This is a genomic window from Pseudomaricurvus alkylphenolicus (genome assembly GCF_011683955.1).
Classification (GTDB): Bacteria; Pseudomonadota; Gammaproteobacteria; order Pseudomonadales; family Cellvibrionaceae; genus Pseudomaricurvus; species Pseudomaricurvus alkylphenolicus.
In genome coordinates this window covers 309132-327751 of sequence record NZ_JAAQPI010000003.1, presented here as the reverse complement: position 1 = coordinate 327751, position 18620 = coordinate 309132, and the positions used below count along the sequence as shown (strand labels likewise).

At 54.1% G+C, this 18620-nt stretch carries 11 protein-coding genes; 5 read left to right on the top strand and 6 right to left on the bottom strand.

From position 1 onward, the window contains the following. Nucleotides 1-41: 41 nt before the first annotated feature. Nucleotides 42-1058: a LacI family DNA-binding transcriptional regulator gene (locus tag HBA55_RS10170; protein WP_166990101.1), complete on the bottom strand. Its 1017-nt coding sequence runs from the start codon at nt 1056-1058 to the stop codon at nt 42-44. A gap of 272 nt (nt 1059-1330) precedes the next feature. On the opposite strand from HBA55_RS10170, the gene HBA55_RS10165 reads away from it, so the two are divergent. The 3 genes from HBA55_RS10165 to HBA55_RS10155 all read left to right on the top strand — a co-directional run bounded on the left by HBA55_RS10165 (nt 1331) and on the right by HBA55_RS10155 (nt 7133). Further along, a complete protein-coding gene (locus tag HBA55_RS10165) occupies nt 1331-2470 on the top strand; it encodes a glycoside hydrolase family 26 protein (protein ID WP_166990099.1) in 1140 nt (379 codons plus the stop codon). 12 nt (nt 2471-2482) lie between these two features. After that, the gene (locus tag HBA55_RS10160) at nt 2483-4117 is read left to right on the top strand and encodes a glycoside hydrolase family 43 protein (protein ID WP_166990097.1); all 1635 of its coding nucleotides are present in this window, start codon (nt 2483-2485) and stop codon (nt 4115-4117) included. A 163-nt stretch (nt 4118-4280) separates the two neighbouring features. Then, on the top strand, nt 4281-7133 hold the full coding sequence (locus tag HBA55_RS10155; RefSeq protein WP_166990094.1) for a TonB-dependent receptor: 2853 nt from the start codon (nt 4281-4283) through the stop codon (nt 7131-7133). A 577-nt stretch (nt 7134-7710) separates the two neighbouring features. On the opposite strand, the gene HBA55_RS10150 is transcribed toward HBA55_RS10155, so the two are convergent. Both HBA55_RS10150 and HBA55_RS38020 read right to left on the bottom strand, forming a co-directional pair. Then, on the bottom strand, nt 7711-8682 hold the full coding sequence (locus HBA55_RS10150) for a Gfo/Idh/MocA family protein (RefSeq protein ID WP_166990092.1): 972 nt from the start codon (nt 8680-8682) through the stop codon (nt 7711-7713). 58 nt (nt 8683-8740) lie between these two features. Next, nucleotides 8741-10387 (bottom strand): sugar porter family MFS transporter, encoded by a 1647-nt coding sequence (locus tag HBA55_RS38020; protein WP_338109403.1) that lies wholly within the window; start codon nt 10385-10387, stop codon nt 8741-8743. Between the two features lie 130 nt (nt 10388-10517). Between HBA55_RS38020 and HBA55_RS10140 the strand changes: the two genes are divergently transcribed. Further along, on the top strand, nt 10518-11870 hold the full coding sequence (locus HBA55_RS10140; RefSeq protein ID WP_166990088.1) for a GH1 family beta-glucosidase: 1353 nt from the start codon (nt 10518-10520) through the stop codon (nt 11868-11870). Nucleotides 11871-11929: 59 nt separating this feature from the next. Then, the gene (locus HBA55_RS10135; RefSeq protein WP_206019701.1) at nt 11930-13303 is read left to right on the top strand and encodes a glycoside-pentoside-hexuronide (GPH):cation symporter; all 1374 of its coding nucleotides are present in this window, start codon (nt 11930-11932) and stop codon (nt 13301-13303) included. A gap of 539 nt (nt 13304-13842) precedes the next feature. Here HBA55_RS10135 and HBA55_RS10130 read toward each other — a convergent pair. The 3 genes from HBA55_RS10130 to xylB form a co-directional block, all read right to left on the bottom strand. Continuing rightward, complete coding sequence (locus HBA55_RS10130) at nt 13843-15534, bottom strand: hypothetical protein (protein WP_166990084.1); 1692 nt, start codon at nt 15532-15534, stop codon at nt 13843-13845. Between the two features lie 183 nt (nt 15535-15717). After that, nucleotides 15718-17064, bottom strand: coding sequence for a xylose isomerase (gene xylA / locus HBA55_RS10125; RefSeq protein ID WP_166990082.1), 1347 nt, complete (start codon nt 17062-17064; stop codon nt 15718-15720). 48 nt (nt 17065-17112) lie between these two features. Then, nucleotides 17113-18606, bottom strand: a complete 1494-nt coding sequence (gene xylB, locus HBA55_RS10120; protein ID WP_166990080.1) for a xylulokinase — start codon at nt 18604-18606, stop codon at nt 17113-17115. Between the last annotated feature and the right edge of the window lie 14 nt (nt 18607-18620).

The window sequence follows — 18620 nt, the reverse complement described above, 5'->3', positions numbered from 1 at the left end:
ACGCGAGTACGATTGCGAAGAGTTATATGGCGGACCTGTTTTTAACCGGGTGGGGGGGCTGTCGAGCGGCGCACCACCAGCTTGTGTGGCACCGTTTCGGTGGCCTGACCTATTTCCTTGCCCTCTATGGCGCGGCACAGACGGTACATGGTACGTTCGCCGATCTCCTCCGCCGGTTGGGCAACTGTCGTCAATGGTGGGTCCATGACTTCTGAAAAACGAATGTCGTCAAAGCCGATAATGGAAATGTCGTCCGGGACTTTCAATCCCGCCGTTTTTATTTCGTGTATAGCGGCCATGGCCATTTCATCATTGGCGCAAAACACGGCCGTGGGCCGATCGCTTTGGTGTAACAGTTTGCGAGTGCTGCGACGGGCACCCTCCAGGGACATCTGTCCTTCCAGCAGCCAATCCGGTTCAATAGGTAATTTGGCATCACTCATGGCCCGCCGGTACCCCTGCTCGCGCCCCTGGGTGAGAGTGGAATCAGAACGGCCTTTCATAAAGGCGATCTTTTTATGGCCAAGGGAGATCAGGTATTGCGTGGCCTCCCTGGCGGCGGCCTCATTGTCGATACGAACACTGGGGAATTGACTCATTTCAGAGGTAACGCTTTCGCAACTGAGCACAATCGGCGGGTGCTTGCGACCGGAAAGGACCTGTTCGTCATAGGTAAAGGGTGACAAAGTGCTGAGCAGGATGATGCCGTCCGCCTCTTTGGAGAAGATCATTTTGCTGAACTCATCGAAGTCGACGGTGTTGTAGCGCGTGTCGCGAACCAGAATGCTGTAGTCCTGTTCTTCGGCCACATGCCAGATACCTTCCATCACCGCTTCAAAAAACGGAATACCAATGGAAGGCACCACCACCACGATCATATGGGTTTTGCCACGGCGAAAATTGCGGGCCAAGGTGTTGGGGGCATAGCCGGTGTCCTTGATGGCCTTTTCCACCTTGTTACGGGTGTTTTCCCGTACCTGGTCCGGAGAATTGAGATATCGCGAGACAGTGGCGATGGAAACTCCGGCAATTTTGGCCACGTCCTTAATGGAAACCATAAAACAGCTGTTCCTAAATGAGGGTTTACAGTCGACCACGGCATCATGAGTGCCTAGTCGCTGTTAACGTTTTCAGCCTAGTTTACCCCAATTTGAGAGGATTTATAGCAATCAGGCCGTTTCTTCTCGTTCGTATCGATCTTTTGGATAGGTGTTGACCGTTTAAATGTAAACGTTTACATTGTAATGGAAGTTTGTGGAATCAATCTCCAACACAATAAGGGCAGGTTTTCATTGTGTCTCGCGGTGTGGCCAATAAATCGGAGAGCCTTATGTCTAAATGGTGCAACCCCGATGGGATCAGAACTATTCTGGTGGCACTCATAGCGTTGCTGGCAGTCGCGCCACCCGTGTCAGTAGCGGATGATCCTGTTTCTGGTCACACCAGGGACTCCATATTGGTGCTGGCCGGCCAGAGTGTTCGTGCCACACTGGATTATTACCAGTCACCGGCGCTTCCGCGTCCGGCGGGTTTTTCAGATTATATTTCCTATGATGTTGGCACGCCCTACTTGGCGTTGGCGCCGGACTATCCCGCCATCTATCGGGGCAATGATGGGCTCAAAACGGCCACCAACTGGGGCAGCGGTGAACAATGTGTGGCCTGTAACCTGGCTCGACCCGAATTCAGTAATGCGATCATCAACATAGGCATGTATCTGGCCGGGCCACGCTATGACGATGGCTCCCTCTGCAGCGCCAGGCCAGACTGCAACACGCAAAAAATGGTTCGTGGTGAAATGGATTCCCAATTGCGGGAACTGGCGGACTGGCTCACCGAATACCGTAGTCACCGTGTATTGCTGCGGGTTGGTTACGAGTTTGATGGCAGTTGGAATGGCTATGACCCGAATCAGTTTATCGCGGCCTACAAATACATCCACCGGTTTCTCAATCGCGCTGGCGTCAGCAATGTGGAGTTTGTCTGGCACTCGTTTGGTTATGCCAGCGAAGAGACTTTGCAGCGTTACTTTCCCGAACCCGACGCCACTAGCGAGCGCTATGTGGACTGGGTGGGGTATTCCTACTTTGCCCTGGATTCAGACACGGTGGGGGCCAATGAGCTGGCGTTTGCACGGCGTAAAAACTTGCCGGTGTTTCTGGGGGAGGTCGCGCCTCACACCGGTGATTGCCAGCGGCAGATTGATCTTGCCAAAAATACGGCGTTGGGCAAACAGTGGATAGACAGTTTTTTTGCCTACCTGGAAAAGCACCGGGATGTGATCGGTGGCTTTGCCTACATCAACGAAAACTGGTCGGACAAAACCTACGCCCCCATGTGGGATGATCAACAGGATCACAATTGCGGCGGCTTTTTTGCCCGCTCCAATTCACGTCTCCAGGATAACGCCACCCTTGAAGCCTATTGGGCCAGCTATGTTCGTCGGCCCATGTTTTTAAATGCACAATAGAGATAAAGGCAAATGACCAAGTACATTACCAATCCCATCATCAAGGGGTTTAATCCCGACCCGAGTATCTGCCGGGTTGGTGACGACTATTATATCGTCACCTCGACCTTTGAATGGTTTCCCGGTTATCAGATTCATCATTCACGGGATCTGCGCAATTGGCAGTTGGTAGGACGACCACTGAATCGGGTCAGCCAATTGGATATGAGGGGCGTGCCCGATTCCTGCGGTGTCTGGGCGCCCTGTTTGACCTACAACGACGGCACTTTCTACCTCCTGTATACCAATGTAAGAAGCTTTAAGGGCGATTGGAAAGATATGCCCAATTACCTGGTAACCACCAATGATATTCTCGGAGAGTGGTCTGAGCCGATCTACATGAATTCCAGTGGTTTTGACGGTTCATTATTCCATGATGACGATAGTCGCTGTTGGCTGCTGAATATGCTTATGGATCACCGCAAGGGCCGTTTTTTTGGCGGTATTGTGATGCAGGAGTACGACAAGGAACAGCAAAAGCTGGTCGGAGAAGTCCATTATCTATTTGAAGGCACAGAGCACGGGCGCACTGAGGGGCCACATCTTTATAAGCGCAACGGTTACTACTATCTAATGACGGCCGAGGGTGGTACCGGCTACGAGCACTGTATGACATTGGCGCGTTCCCGGTCCATTACCGGGCCTTATGATGTGCATCCCGAGAATCCCTTTATTACCTCAAAGTACAACCCCGAGGCCTATCTTCAGAAAACCGGCCACGGTGATCTGGTACAGGTTCAGAACGGCGATTGGTATGCAACCTTCTTAACCGGACGACCGCTGACCGAGCGCGGGCGCTGCATTACCGGCCGTGAAACCGCCATTGAACGGGTAGAGTGGCGTGAGGATGACTGGTTGTACCTGGCCTGTGGCGGCAGGGCCGCCCGCCGGGTTGTTGAGGCGCCGGATTTACCGGATCACCCATTTGATGCACCGAAGCAACGCACGGACTTTGACAGCGATGAGATCGATCTCAACTTCCAGTCGTTGCGTGTGCCATTTTCTTCAGACTGGGTGAGCCAGACGCAACGCAAGGGGTATTTGCGCGTAGTGGGGCGTGATTCGCTCAGTTCCTGCTTTGAGCAAAGCCTGGTGGCTCGGCGGGTACAAAATCACGCGACGGAAGCGTCTACCTGTGTGGAGTTTGAACCGGAAACCTTTCAGCAGATGGCAGGTTTAGTGTGTTACTACAACACGTCTCACTACTATTACCTGCACATTACGGGCGACGATTTTGGTCGCCGGGCCAAGGGTGAGTCGGTGCGCAAGTTTCTGAATATTACTTGCTGTGATTCCGGGCGCGTCAGTGATGCCCTGGACCAGCCGATTGATATTACCGGTGCCGATCAGGTCTACTTGAGGGCGGACTTCAATGGTGCGGAGCTGCAGTTTTACTACGCGCTGAGTGAGGGCGACTGGCAGCCGGTGGGATCGGTATTGGATGGCAGTATTCTCTCCGATGATTATGTCGAGGTGAGCAGTGGTATTTTTAAACCCTGTTTTACCGGCGCATTCTACGGATTGTGTTGCCAGGATCTGTCCGGACAGAGAAAACACGCTGATTTTTCGTTTTTTGAGTATCTCGAACATCATGGCGCAGAGGACTAACCTTTGGCTATGAAAAGCGTGCGGCTTTATGAAAAAACGGTTTTTGTAAACGTTTACATTTAAAGATGTAAACGTTTACAATCAGTGTCAAGGCTGGTGAGATGCAGAATGTCCCAGAAGCCAGCTGGAGACTAAAATCATAATAATGGGTTTGGAGCGTAAGATGATTAAGATAAAACCTCTGGTAGTATCCATAGCGCTGGCCAACGCAGGTTTTGCCCTGCCTGTGCTGGCTCAACAGAACGACACGCAAGACAGAGCAGACCTGATCGAGGAGGTCACAGTTACCGGTATCCGCCGCTCTCTGGAGGCGGCCATGGATATCAAACGTGACGCCAGCGGCGTGGTGGACGCCATCTCCGCAGAAGACATCGGCAAGTTTCCCGATTCCAATCTGGCTGAATCGCTGCAGCGCATTCCTGGCGTATCTATCGACCGACGCAACAACGAAGGTAACCAGGTATCCGTGCGAGGCTTCGGACCCAGTTTTAACATGGTCACCCTCAACGGTCGTCAGATGCCCTCCGCTGCCACCGCCAAGCAGGAAAGCGACAGCAGCGCCGAACAAAGCCGCGCCTTTAACTTCGCGGAGATTGCTGCCGAATCGGTCAACGGCGTGAACGTCTACAAAACGGCCCGCGCCGACCAGCCCACTGGCGGCATAGGTGCCACGGTTGATGTGCGCACCGCCCGGCCGCTGCAAATGAGCGAAAACGTCGGCAATCTTTCCATCAAGGGCAATATGGACCAGACGGTGGAAGAGGGCGATGAAGTTACCCCCGAGATCTCCGGTATTTGGAGCCACAAACTGTTTGATGAGCGCGTGGGCATACTGCTGACGGGTTCCTATTCCGAGCGTCACAGCCGCCAGGAATCTGCAAAGACTGATGGCTGGATGCGAGTGAACGGTAATAACATCGATACCAGTGCGGTGACGTCCGGTCTGGGTCAGATCTGGTTGCCCCGTAATGTGGTGGTGGAGCAGGCGGACCATGAGCGCGAGCGTACTAATTTTCAAGGGGTGTTGCAGTTTGAGCCCAATGACCGCATGCGTTTGACCCTTGACTACACCATGTCGGATTATGAGGACAAGATTGAGCGTAGCCAGGCAGGTCTGTGGATTGAGGAAGGTGGCGTGGGTGCCCCTAACGCTCCGAGCGGTATTGCCGATGCCAATGGTACTGTGACTACGGTCATGATTCAGGAGAATTTTGGTGCCGGCTACGGAGCGTTGGATTGGCAGGGCTATTCTGATGTGGAGAAAACCGAAAACGAGTCGGTGGGCTTTAACTTCGAATGGGATGTCACCGACAATCTGAGTCTGGAGTTTGACTATCACGATTCCACCTCCGAGGCGCAGCCGGGAGACCAGATCAGCGATTTTCTGGTGATTTTGTCCGGCCCGTTGGGTATGAGTTCGGTTACCGATTTCAGTGGCAGTCGTCCAACTATTGAGTTGATTGACAATACTTCGGCAGTGACTGGTGCCAATACACCTTATACGCCGGCGGATTATCTGGACCCCAATGCGATTCGTCCGAACATTGATCTGGCCCGCAACAAGAGCGCCAAGAATGATGTGGAGCAGTTTCAATTGCACGGCAAGTGGGCTAATGCCGATGAGGGTGCTTTAAAGTCTATTAATTTTGGCGTGTCTCGCACGGAATACGAGATCCAGACCGGTTGGTATTTTGATCTGGGTGTGCAGGGCCAGCCGCAGTGTGTGGTTAATGGCAGCTGTGCCGGGTTGGAAAACATGCTGAGTGTGGAATCTACCGAGTTTTCCGATACCTTCCCTTATCTGTTGTCCTTTAACGCGGCCGATGTATTTAATACTTATCTGGATGGCGACAATGGTCTTCCCAGCGTGTTTGATCTGTTGTTTACCAATACCAACACGATTACGGAGGAGACGGACGCTTATTACGTGCAGTTTGAGCTGGAGACTGAGTTCAACGGTATGGCCGTGAATATTCTGGCAGGTATGCGTTATGAACAGACAGATGTGACTGGCACGACCTTGCAGGTTTCACCGATTTCCATGCAGTATGTGAGTTCAACGGAGTTTCGTCCGAATTACACGACTGAAGAGGTGGAGTATTCTCTGGAAAGTGATTATGACATGTGGCTGCCGAGTCTGGATGTCAGTCTGGAGATCCGTCACGATCTGATGGCTCGTTTTTCTGCGGGACGTACGCTGACACGTTCTGATCTAAACAGCATGAAGCCTGCTCTGAATATTGTGGACGCTCGTCCTGGAGGTCCTTATGGGGCTGCTCAGGGTAATCCCGGCCTGATACCCTATGAATCGGACAATCTGGATATGTCACTGGAGTGGTATTACGCTGAGGGCAGTTATGCGGCAATCAGTTACTTCAAGAAGTGGGTGGATAATTATGTAGTTACCACAATCACTCAGGATACGATAATGGGAGCCGGTGGTTATGCATTGACGGATCCGAATCCATCTGCGGATATTAATTTCCCGACGAATGTGGCGGGCGGTCCGGATGATGAGGTGATTCTGTGGGATATCTCCAGCTTTGAGAATGGCGAGGCCGCCAAGGTGGATGGTATCGAGTTGGCTGTCCAGCATATGTTTGGGGACTCCGGTTTCGGCCTGCAGGCGAATGTTACGTTTGTGGATGGGGACGTGGAGTATGATGAGACGTCTCTCGATCAGACGATTGCACTGACTGGGCTCAGTGATTCTGCGAATTTTGTTGGATTTTATGAGGCGGATAATTGGCAGGTGCGTTTGGCTTATAATTGGCGCGATGAGTTTTTGCTGTCGATGAACCAGTTGCGTCAGGCGAACGAGCCGGTGTTTGTGGAGGAGTATGGTCAGTGGGATATCAGTGCCAGTTATGATATCAATGACAATTTTTCTGTGTTCTTTGAAGGTCTGAATATCTTTGGTGAGGATGCCAAGGCCCATGGGCGTTTTGATAATCAGTTTATTTATGAGGATGACCAGGAGGCACGTTTTGCGGCTGGGGTTCGGGTGAATTTCTGATAGTTGTCTTCTGTCGTTGAGTTTGGGAAAGCCACCTTCGGGTGGCTTTTTTGTGGGTGGCAGGTTTGTTCTGGAGTGGTTTTTGGTTTAGTGCTTTAACGGGGGGCGGAGTGTTGGCTCTTAGGCTTCGGGTTTTGTGCCTCGACAGGGGACGGAGTGTTGGCTCTTAGGCTTCGGGTTTCGTGTTTCGACAGGTGACGGAGTGTTGGCTCTTAGGCTTCGGGTTTTGTGCCTCAACGGGCGGCTGGTGTGTTGTTTTCGGAGCTGTCGGTCGGCCCTCCGGGCTGCCCTCAGTCCCGAAAAAGTCCGGCAAAAAACGCCGGTCTTTTTCACTCCTTCGGCTCCCTCTTTAATGCTCCGAAAACAACACACCAGCCACCCTTTACACTGTAGTACGTCAAATTTGTTGCCCCATTAATAGTTTTCATGGGGTTTGAGACCGATGGCACCTTCTCTGTAGCAGCCCGCTGCCAGGATAAGTTCAAGCACTGAGTCAAAAACCATGGGGTCTGACTCTGACCCCTCTAAATTAGGCTACAAATCTTCGCAAGTACCCTGCTCGGAATTGAAAGTGGTATTAAAAATGCGATCGAATCAGGTCCATATGCTTTTGAAAACTGAGGCTGCTAGACAGTGGAACAATTTCAGATTGAGTACGACCTTGCAGTATGTCCTGGCTGGCGGCTTCAATCTCGTAATTAAATCCGTGAGTCTCGCGAGGTTCACTGAAAGTATCGACCAATGTATCCAGTTCATATAAGTGACACTCTGAAGCCCGAAAAAAATCCGGAATCGCTATATAGCCCTTGTCGCCAATGATATGGCAAAAGTTGTGCAGCCGGCAGCGAAAGGATGTGGCGAGGGAGGCGATAGCATCACCATAGTCCATTACCGCAATCACATCGTCTTCCACGCCATTGGGGGCATAACCTGCAGTTACCTGCATGTTTACAGGGTCGCGCCGCATAAACCACCAGGCGATAGCCACCGGGTAGATGCCCATTTCGAGCAGTGCACCGCCGGCGAGTTCTTTGTTGTATTCGCGCAGGTCTGATCGATAAGGCAACAGTGGATAGGCAAAGTCTGCCTTCAAATGCTCAACTTTTCCGATGCGTCCTTCTTCCACCCACTGCCGGGCTTTTTGTATGGCGGGCAGAAAGTGGGTCCACATGGCTTCGAGCAGGTAGATGCCGGTGCGTTTCTGGGTTTCTATCAGGGTCTGGCATTCTTCGGCACTGATCACCAGGGGTTTTTCGCACATGACGGCTTTGCCGGCTTCCATAGCGTCGGTGGCTTGTCGCAGATGGTGGGTGTGGGGGGTGGCGATGTAGACGGCGTCTACCTCTGGGTCGCTATAGAGACTCTGGTAATCGCCGTAGCTTTTTTCGAGGCTGTATTGTTGTGCGAACTGTTCGGCATTTTCCTGAGAGCGGGAGGCGACGGCAACCAGTTCGGCGGAAGGTGCGAAGTTACAGTCGCCGGCAAAGGCGTGGGCGATACGGCCGGCGCCGATAATGCCCCAGCGGATTTTCTTGTCGGATGGCGTCATTGATGTCTCCAGTTGGTTGGGTCAGCAGGTTGTTGAAAAGCTCAGGGCATTGAGCGAGTCACAAGGTTGTGCGGGCATCGACGGCCTGGGGGATATTCTCTTCGACCGCATTGTCTGCCAGTTCCCGCTCCAGTTGTTCGAGGCTTTTGTTGCGGGTTTCGGGCAGAAACCAAAGTACGACCATAAATCCCAGCAGCGCAAATACACCGTAGTTCAGAAAAGTCCAGGCCGCTCCCATATTGGTCAACTGCCAAGGGAAGAAGAATTGGATGCCGAAGCTGGCGGCGCTGTTGGCAAAGCCGGTAATAGCCATGGCTACGCCGCGCAGTTGGTTGGGAAAAATTTCCGGCAGCATGACCCACATAACAGGTCCCAGAGAGACGGCAAAGGAGGCGACAAATCCGAGAATGGCGACCAATGCGATGGTGGCGTTCATGTTGATGGCGGCGGCAATCAGTTCGCTGTGTCGTAAACGGGCTTCCGTGGCTCCCAGCTGGGCGGCGAGTGCCTGTTTGTAGTCGACGTCGTTTGCGAAGTGTTGGTCTTGCAGAGGGGCCAGCGCGGTTTGCAGGTGCGGGTCGAGAGCGGCCAGTGCCGCCGCGTCAAGTTGATAACTGGCGCTGTGGAATCCGTAGGCGCACAGAAGCATGCTCAACGCGATGCCGCTTAATCCTATCAATAATAATGGTTTGCGACCGATGTGGTCGATCAGTGCCATGGCGATCAAGGTGAAGATAACGTTGATGATGCCAACCCATACGGCCTGTGCAAAGGCGGCGTCTGTGCCGATGCCGCTTTGTTCGAAGATGCTGGGGGCGTAAAAGTAGATGGCATTGATGCCGGTGATTTGCTGAATCATGGCCAGAAACAGGCCCAATATCAGCACCATTCTCATGCTGGGTTTGAGTACTCGACGCAGGCGTTCGAGTAAGGGTGCGGTTTCCCGGGCGGAGCTGTTTTCGATTTCCTGCAACTGGGTTTGTACGGATGTGCCATTGCTTAGTTGATTGAGTACCCGCTCGGCTTCGTCGCAGCGTTTTTGGGTCAGAAGCCAACGCGGGCTTTCCGGGACGCGGGTCAGCAGGGTGACGTAAATCAATGCCGGTATGATTTCGAGTCCTAGCATCCAGCGCCAGGTGTGGCGGTCGATCCCAAGTTGGCTGACCCATTCGGCTTCGGACTGTGCCACCTGTTGGAAAAAGTAGTTACAGAAGTAGGCGGCGGAGAATCCCAACACAATATTGAGCTGATTGATGGAAATCATGCGGCCCCTCTGATGGGCTGGGGAGATCTCAGCAATATAGATGGGCGCCAGTCCCAGTGAGGCGAATCCGAGCCCGCCGATAAACCGTGCGACCACCAGCCAGGTGATGCTGGGGGCCAGCGCGGAGGCTATTGCAGAGGCGGTGTAGAGTATGGCGATAATCAACAGCAGGCGGCGTCGGCCAAAGCGGTCGCTCAGGGGGCCGACGGTGGAGCCTGCGATAATGCCGCCCAGAGTGGGGGCGCTTACCATTAGGCCGATTTCCCAGTCCCCCAGTCGGTATTCCTCGCCGACGTAGCCAATAACACCGGATATGACGGAGGCGTCGAATCCAAACAGGAAGCCACCCATGGAGACAATCAGGGCGATGGTGACAGTGGGGGAGAACAGAGGGAGTTTTGGGGTCATGGCGATTTTATTATGTTTCTGGTATTTGTTGATGTAAACGTTTACATTATGATCGTAAAGGTATCAGTAAGTCCCTCATCTGGCAACGGAATTACGCGACCAGAACGCTTTTGGGGGTCTTGGCCAGGCATGACCGCTTGTATCGGAAAATCACGAGGAGCTTATGAGACTTTGGCAAGATCCCCAATTTGTGTTCGGCGTGGCTACATCGGCGTTCCAGATAGAGGGGGCGGTGGATATCGACGGCAAGGTGGAGTCAATCTGGGACACTTTTTGCCGCCGGGATGGTGCTATCGCTGATGCCGGCGATGGTCGGGTCGCCTGCGAGCATTATCGGCGCTGGGAGCAGGATTTCGACCTGATTGCCTCGCTGGGCGTGGATGCGTATCGTTTTTCGATTGCCTGGCCGAGAATTATTTCTGATGTGGACGGTAGGGTGAACCAGCAGGGGCTTATGTTTTACCGCCAGCTGCTGGAGGGATTGGCAGAGCGAGGTGTCAAGGCCTATGTGACACTTTACCACTGGGATTTGCCTCAGTTTTTGCAGGATCAGGGTGGCTGGCTGAATCGTGATACTGCGCTGGCCTTTCGACATTATGCACAGGTGGCTGCCAGTGAACTGGGTGATCTGGTGCAATCCTGGTGCACGTTGAATGAACCCTGGTGCAGTGCTGTGCTGGGGCACTGGTTTGGCGTGCATGCGCCGGGAATCCAGGATCGTGCCGCGGCGCTGCAGGCTGCCCACCATTTGTTGCTGGCCCATGGTATGGCCCTGGATGCGCTGCGCAAAAATGCGCCTCAGGCGCAGCATGGAATTGTGCTGAATCTGTCTCCTTATTATTCAGCTGCTGAGACTCCCGGTGACCAGGCCGCGGCGGAGTTTGCTGCCCTTGAGAATAACCATTGGTATTTACAGGCATTGTTGCAGGGCCGTTATCCCCAGAAGGTGTGGGATTACTACGATAGATTTCGGCCGGCGATATGCCCTGGTGATATGGAGATCATTTCGCAGCCTCTGGATTATCTGGGAATTAACTATTACAGCTGCCAGCGAGTGCTTGCCTGTGAGCCGACCGATGTCGATTGGCCTCCCTACAAAGTGCAGGAGCCTGCATCGAATGTACCGGTAACGGCGATGGGATGGGAGATTTGTCCCTCTGGTCTGACAGATCTGTTGCAGCAGTTACATCGGGAGTATCGCCTGCCACCGCTGCTGATTACGGAAAATGGCATGGCCAGTGACGACCAGCTGTTCGACGGAGCGGTAGTGGATGATCAGCGACTCACTTATCTGCAGCAACATTTGTCTGCGCTGGAGCGGGCTATGGAGTCCGGGGTGAATGTTCGCGGTTATTTTGCCTGGAGCCTGATGGACAACTTCGAATGGGCTGAGGGTTATCGCAAACGGTTTGGCTTGGTCTATGTGGACTATGATAGTCAAGAGCGCACTCTCAAGCGTAGCGGTCAATGGCTGCAGCAACGACTGTTGGAGCGCAAGCAGAGGGGTGTGGTATGAGCGAGAGTGGAGCAGCCGTGAGCGGGGAAAACACAGCCGTGAGCGGGAAAAAAACAGCCTTGAGCGGAAACAATACAGCCCTGAGCGGCGAAAGCACGACCCTGGGTGTTCGAGAGAAAATCGGCTATGGCCTGGGGGATACAGCCAGCAATATTATCTTTCAGGTCGTTATCAATTTCATGATGATTTTCTATACCGACGTATTCGGGCTGGAGGCGGCGGCTGTAGGAACACTGATGTTGGTGGTGAGGCTGTTTGATGGGGTTACGGATCCGTTGATGGGAGGGCTCGCTGACCGGACTCGCACCCGCTGGGGGCGTTATCGTCCCTATCTGATCTGGATTTCCATTCCCTACGGTGTATTGGCGGTGCTGGCGTTTACCACGCCGGATTTGGGTGACAATGCCAAGCTGGTGTATGCCTATGTGACTTATGCCGTGTTGATGACGATCTATACGGCGATCAATATTCCCTATTCCGCGCTGGGCGGGGTGTTAACAGAGGACCCCACAGAGCGGGCCTCTGTGCAGTCGTTTCGTTTTGCCATGGCGATGGTGGGTGGTGCGATTGTCACCGCCTTGACCTTGCCAATGGTGGATTTGCTCGGGGCCGGGGATAAGGCCCTTGGGTTTCAGTTGACGATGGGTGTCTTGGCGAGTATCGCGGTGTTGTGCTTCTGGATCTGTTTTTATACGACTCGTGAACGGGTGGTGGAAGAATCACAGGCGGTCAAGTCGAATATTGCGCAGGACTTTTTCGCATTGCTTAAGAATGATCAGTGGAATCTGGTGGCACTGGTTGCGGTGTTGTTGTTGATTTTGGTGGCCATGCGTGGGGCGGCTACGCCTTATTATGTGATTTATTTTTTACAACGTGAGGATTTGGTGTCCTGGTTTTTTACCTTTGGAATGCTGACGGGGGTTGCCGGTGCTTGCTGTACGAATTTCCTGACTCGCTATGTTTGTAAGGTGCGGTTGTTTAATTTTGCGATTTTGGGAGCGATCGTTTTCCATGGGGCGTTGTTTTTCTTGCCACCCGGGCAGGTGATCGGGGCATTTTTGTTGTTCGGGTTGGCGAATTTCTTCCAGTTGATTCTTGTGCCGCTGATGTTTTCGATGATTCCGGATACGGTGGATTATGGGGCGCTGAAGACGGGTAAGAAGAACATGGCGATGAGTTATTCGGCGCACTTGTTGGCAATTAAGTTGGGGCTGGCGATTGGCGGTGCACTGACGGGGTGGTTGTTGGATTTTTATGGGTATGTGCCGAATCAGCTGCAGTCGGAATCGGCGATGTCTGGGATTTTGGTGGTGTTTTCGTTGAGTGGGGTCGTTTGTGGGGTGGCGATTGCGGTTGTGATGCGGCTTTATAAGTTGACGAATCGGTATTTGGATGAGGTGCATCGGGAGTTGGGGCGAGATGTTGGCCGTTAAGTGAGATCAGAGTTTTTTTCATGGGTCTTCGGGAACATTTGTAAGTTGTTTTGGTTCAAGCTATGACGGTAAAGTGCCATAACCGGAAGTTCATAATCCTGGTTCAGGGCACCATGGGCGTTCGATAATGTCCGCAACGGCCGCACGACGTAGGGTGGAATAGAAGCGCTTTGCGCTTCGTAATCCACCGATCCGCCGAAGGTTTAAATTGGCGGCGGCCGTGTACAAATCACCTGCTGCAGGCACATTCAAGGGTGTTAAAAACTGGGCCGCAGCCAACGAACATCTCCGGCAGAACCGGCGGATTACGGCGCAAGCGCCTAATCCGCCCTACGCATAAACAACGCCGTCAGAGTACCAATCCTGCGAATTTCTAAGACCGGTTATGGCACTTTGCGGCCTATCCGATCCCGCCCAACGCTTGTTGTGAATAATGCTCAAGTAATAGAGCTAGATGTGCAACACGAATAGCCGAACTTTCAATAATTTAGTCATCTTTCCGGGCAAATTATACCCACAAATTCTTCGGAGGAACCTTTTTATAGAAAGAGCTCTACTTTGTTGCCGTCCATAAAGTCATTCAGTTGCTCGATAGTTCGGTAGTCATTCAGGAATTTTTCGGCTTGGCGTTGTTGTGCCGGCGTGTTGGCAATGCTGTAGTGTTGGTCGACATTTTTAAAGGCGGCGCTCAGGTCTTCTATGGTGGCGCGTTCTATTTCTCCGCCCACCACCAGTTTTTCCTTGCGAATATGTTCTTGTTCCCGTATCTGGTCGACAGCGATGAGTTTACTGCGATCTTCGAAGGTCATTGAGCGTTCGATGGAGGCGGCTCTGATGTCGGTTCGGTAGAGGTAGGATTGGCCGCCTTCTTCCTGGGGGGCGAGGTTGGCGTGTTCAACGCTGTCGCCCGCCAGGCCCAGGTGTTGGGAGACTCTGGATTCGTATTCACTTCTCTGGTTGATGTTGGTATAGCGGTGTTGGTCGTCACGCCGGCTGGTGATTTCGGTAATCTGCCGGATGTCGAGTGACAGGGTGGAGATTTCCATCGGCTGGTCCGGGTTGGGTCTGAATACTGGAGTGTCGAAGGAGGCGATAAAGTCGGGCAGGCCGCTGGTAAAGTTGTCGATCAGTTTCTGATTGCGGGTTGTCAGATCGCCAAACGGTTCTGCGGCCGCTGGATTGTGCTGGGGGAATAGGGGGGCTTCGCCCTGCACAGTTGTATCTGTCGTTTGGGAGGTGGCTGTAGCGTCGTCTGCGTGGGTGTTGTGGTCTACGCCAAATACGGCGTTCATGCCTTCGAGGAAGAATACGGCGGTGCGGCTGGTGCTTTCTCCGCCTGCGTCTTCACCCTGTCGGTACGCATGGGCGGTTTCGCTGATCAGGTCGAGGTATTGTTGGTATTGGTGATTTGTGGCGATATCGGGGTCGAGTTTGAGGCCGTCCAGGTCGACGCGGATATTGAAGTTGTAGCCATTGAGGTTGCTGCTCAGGCTGCGGTAGCCGGCGTTTTCGTCGATGGTGTATTGCAGCTTAAAGATTTGGTCAGAGGCTCCTTTTACCTGCAGACTGAATCCGGTCAGTTCAGTGTGGTCGAAGGCATCTAGGTTACCCATTTGTACCCAGGCGTCACTGCGGTAGTTATCGGCGAGAGCACCGAGCTTATTGGTAAGCTTGGTCAGGGCTTCCTGTTCGTCGAGGTCGAGTTCGCCGTCGACTTTGAAGGTGATGGTGGTTTCGTCGTCGCCGTGGCCTTTGTTGATTTCAATTTCTACCTGGTCGCCGTCGGCGGTGGTTACGGTCAGGCTGAAGAGTTTGCCGCTGTTCGCCGCTTTGTTGTCGGGTTCCCGGCCGCCATCTGATTGATGCGGTTGCAGTGCCACTGTGTTCTGTGATTGCTGGGTGTCGCCCGTCAGAATTCCCTTAAAACTGTTGGTGTCGCCGGCATAGTCTTGTACGCGGGCCAGGGTGGCTCGAATATCGGTCAGGTCCAGCTGCTCGCGGGTGAGCTCTCGCTCGAGGTGGGTATAGAGTTTGGCGGAGTGGTCCGTTGCCAGATTCTGCGGGCGGTTGGAGAGGAAGTTGGTGGGCTCGGTTTTTGCCTCAGTTTGGGAGGAGAGGCGCTGCGATGAGGCGAGTTTAGCGGACGCGTCCGCGTTGCGCGGTTCGTCAGCTTTGCGACTGTGCAGGCTTTGGATAACATTGGTTATTCCCTGTGAGCCGATGCTGTTCACGGAACCCCTCCCTGTGCATCTGTTTGGCACCAAACGGGGTTATCGGCGGGCTGGAAGAGAACTTTAGGTTTTTCAGGGCCAAAAAAGGGCACTTGGAGCAGTTGCTCGGTGCCCAAAGGTCCAAGAGACAAGGAACCGTATGTCATTTCAGCCCCCGTGACACTGCCTCACGGGGGAACTGGTTCAAAATGACTTCAGCAGGTACTGGTTAACCAGATTTTCCAGCTGTTCTTGCTTACCGGAAATCTTCTCTGGTTCTCCTGCACTGGCGGCATGGTCACGCAGTGCCGCCAAATCCAGTTTGCCATCTGCAAAGTCTTTTCCCGCACCGGAATCAAAACTGGAATAGCGCTGGGCCAAAGGTGCACTCAGGGCTTCATCTTCAATAATGGCGTTTGCCACTTCCAATCCATGGGCAAAGGTGTCCATGGCACCGATATGTCCGAGGAAAAGGTCTTCATTGTCGGTGGATTCACGCCGCACCTTGGCGTCAAAGTTGAGTCCGCCGGTTTTGAAACCACCGGCTTCCAGGACCACCAGCATGCCTCGTGCAGCGTCGTAAAGGTCAACAGGGAACTGGTCGGTGTCCCAGCCGTTTTGCGCGTCACCGCGGTTGGCATCAATGGAGCCGAGCAGACCTGCATCGGCGCACAATTGCAGTTCGTGCTCGAAGGTATGGCCGGAGAGGGTGGCGTGGTTGGCTTCGATGTTGAGCTGGAAGTCACCGGCCAGTCCATGGTGACGCAGGAAGCCGATAACGGTCTGGGCGTCGAAGTCGTACTGGTGTTTGGTGGGTTCCATGGGTTTGGGTTCGATCAGGAAGGTGCCCTTGAAGCCGATGCTGCGACCGTAGTCTCTGGCCATGGTAAGGAAGCGGGCCATATGCTCCAGCTCGCGTTTGGTGGAGGTGTTGAGCAGCGAGATGTAGCCTTCGCGGCCGCCCCAGAAGACGTAGTTTTCACCACCCAGGGCGACGGTGGCGTCGAGGGCGGCTTTGACCTGGGCACCGGCGTGGGCGACGACGTCGAAGTTGGGGTTGGTGGAGGCACCGTTCATGTAGCGGGGGTTGCTAAAGGCGTTGGCGGTACCCCAGAGCAGTTTCATGCCGGTCTCTGCCTGACGCTGTTTGGCTAACTCGACCATGGCAAACAGGTTTTCTTCCGATTGCGCAACACTGTCGCCTTCGGGGGCCATGTCGCGGTCGTGGAAGCAATAGTAGGGGGTGCCCAGCTTGGTGAAAAACTCGAATGCGGCATCCATTTTCTGGCGGGCGTTGGTCATAGGATCGCTACTGTCGTTCCAAAGGTAACTGCGCGATCCGGGGCCGAAGGGATCGCTGCCATCGCCGCAGAAACTGTGCCAGTAACAGGTGGCATAACGCAGGTGTTCGGCCATGGTTTTACCAGCGACCCGTTTGTTGGCGTCGTAGCGTTTAAATGCCAGTGGGTTGTCGGACTCGGGGCCTTCATAGGCGATCTTGCCGATGCCGGGGAAGTATTCGCGGTCGCCGATATAGGGTGAAGTGCTCATAGTGACCTCTCTTAAAGTGTCTGGTCTGTTGTGTGTTTGATGGTCGGCTCAGCGGCGCTGGAACCAGGGTGTTAAGGTTTCTACCGCATCCAGATAGTTGCGGTAGAGGTTTTCATAGAGGGTTACGTTTTCGGCGATGGGCTGACAGCTGCGATCAGGGTCTTTTTGCAGGTGCTCTGTCACCAGTTCGTTAATATCGACGCTCTGCCCGGCCTGAGTTTGTATTAGCGCCAGGGCCTGCATGGCTGCGCCAAAGGCGGCGCCTTCGTCGGGGGTCAACAGGGTAACCGGTGCCTGGCAAATATCCGCCAGCATTTGGCGCCAGCCGGGGCTGTTGCTGCCGCCGCCGGTCAGATGAATTTCTTTCACCTCCACACCCTGTTCGCGCAGGGCATCTATGCCCAGGCGCAGGCCATAGCTGGCGCCTTCGGTGGCCGAGCGCAGCAGGTTTCGGGGCAAGCAGTTGGAGCTGTCCAATCCCAGGATGCAGCCTTTGGCATCGGGCAGATTGGGTGTGCGTTCGCCATTGAAAAACGGCAGTGTCAGTACGCCATTTGCTCCGGGTCGGGTCTCTCTCAGCGCGGTTTCAAATTCTTCCAGGTCTGTATCCAATAAACCCCTGAGCAGCTCTGTACTGAGTGTACAGTTCATAGTGCACAGCAATGGCAGCCAGCCACCGGTGGAGGAGCAAAAAGCCGCCAACCGACCCATGTCATCGGTAATGGGTTTGTCACTGAGGCTGTATACGGTGCCGGAGCTGCCGAGGCTGATGGTGACCACGCCATTGCCGACATTGCCGGTGCCGATGGCGGCCATCATGTTGTCACCACCGCCGGTGGCAATGGGAATGCCGGCGGGCAGGCCCAATTGTTCCGCGATTGCTGGCTGCAGTTGCCCCAGTCGGGCATCGGCGGGCAATAATTTGGGCAGGCAGGTCATCAGGCCCGGGTCGATATTGTTGACCATCTCCTGGTTCCAGCAGCGCTCACGAACGTTGAGCAGGCCGGTGCCGGAGGCGTCCCCGTATTCCATAGCCACTTCGCCGCTGAGGTGGAAGTTGAGGTAGTCATGGGGTAGCAATACATGGCGCATCTGGGCGAACAGCTCGGGATGATGTTTCTTCAGCCATAGAATTTTGGGGGCGGTATAGCCAGTGACGATGGGATTACCCAACACGGTCAGGCAGCGTCGTTCGCCGCCAAAGGCGTTCATCAGCGCTTCGCATTCCGCTGTGGTGGTGGTATCGCACCAGAGCTTTACCGGGGCCAGCACCTGGCCATCGCTGCCGACGGGCACGAAGCCGTGCTGTTGGCCGGAGACTGCCATGGCTGTGGCGCTGCGGCGGACTTCCGCCGGTATCTCGGCAAAGGCTTCATGCAGGGCTTCGATCCACCAGGACGCCAGCTGTTCGGCACGTCCGTCCGCATCAGTGATCAGTTCCAGCTCGTGGCTGGCGCTGGCCACCACTTCTCGGGTATCTGCCCTGTAGAACAGGACTTTGATGCTCTGGGTACCCAGGTCGATGCCGACAACGGTTTTCATGGTTACGTTCCTCG

What these genes read in the sequence shown, in the direction of transcription:
- HBA55_RS10170 (WP_166990101.1), bottom strand. Translation starts at nt 1,058, where the DNA reads ATGGTTTCCATTAAGGACGTGGCCAAAATTGCCGGAGTTTCCATCGCC.
- HBA55_RS10165 (WP_166990099.1), top strand. Translation starts at nt 1,331, where the DNA reads ATGTCTAAATGGTGCAACCCCGATGGGATCAGAACTATTCTGGTGGCA.
- HBA55_RS10160 (WP_166990097.1), top strand. Translation starts at nt 2,483, where the DNA reads ATGACCAAGTACATTACCAATCCCATCATCAAGGGGTTTAATCCCGAC.
- HBA55_RS10155 (WP_166990094.1), top strand. Translation starts at nt 4,281, where the DNA reads ATGATTAAGATAAAACCTCTGGTAGTATCCATAGCGCTGGCCAACGCA.
- HBA55_RS10150 (WP_166990092.1), bottom strand. Translation starts at nt 8,682, where the DNA reads ATGACGCCATCCGACAAGAAAATCCGCTGGGGCATTATCGGCGCCGGC.
- HBA55_RS10140 (WP_166990088.1), top strand. Translation starts at nt 10,518, where the DNA reads ATGAGACTTTGGCAAGATCCCCAATTTGTGTTCGGCGTGGCTACATCG.
- xylA (WP_166990082.1), bottom strand. Translation starts at nt 17,064, where the DNA reads ATGAGCACTTCACCCTATATCGGCGACCGCGAATACTTCCCCGGCATC.
- xylB (WP_166990080.1), bottom strand. Translation starts at nt 18,606, where the DNA reads ATGAAAACCGTTGTCGGCATCGACCTGGGTACCCAGAGCATCAAAGTC.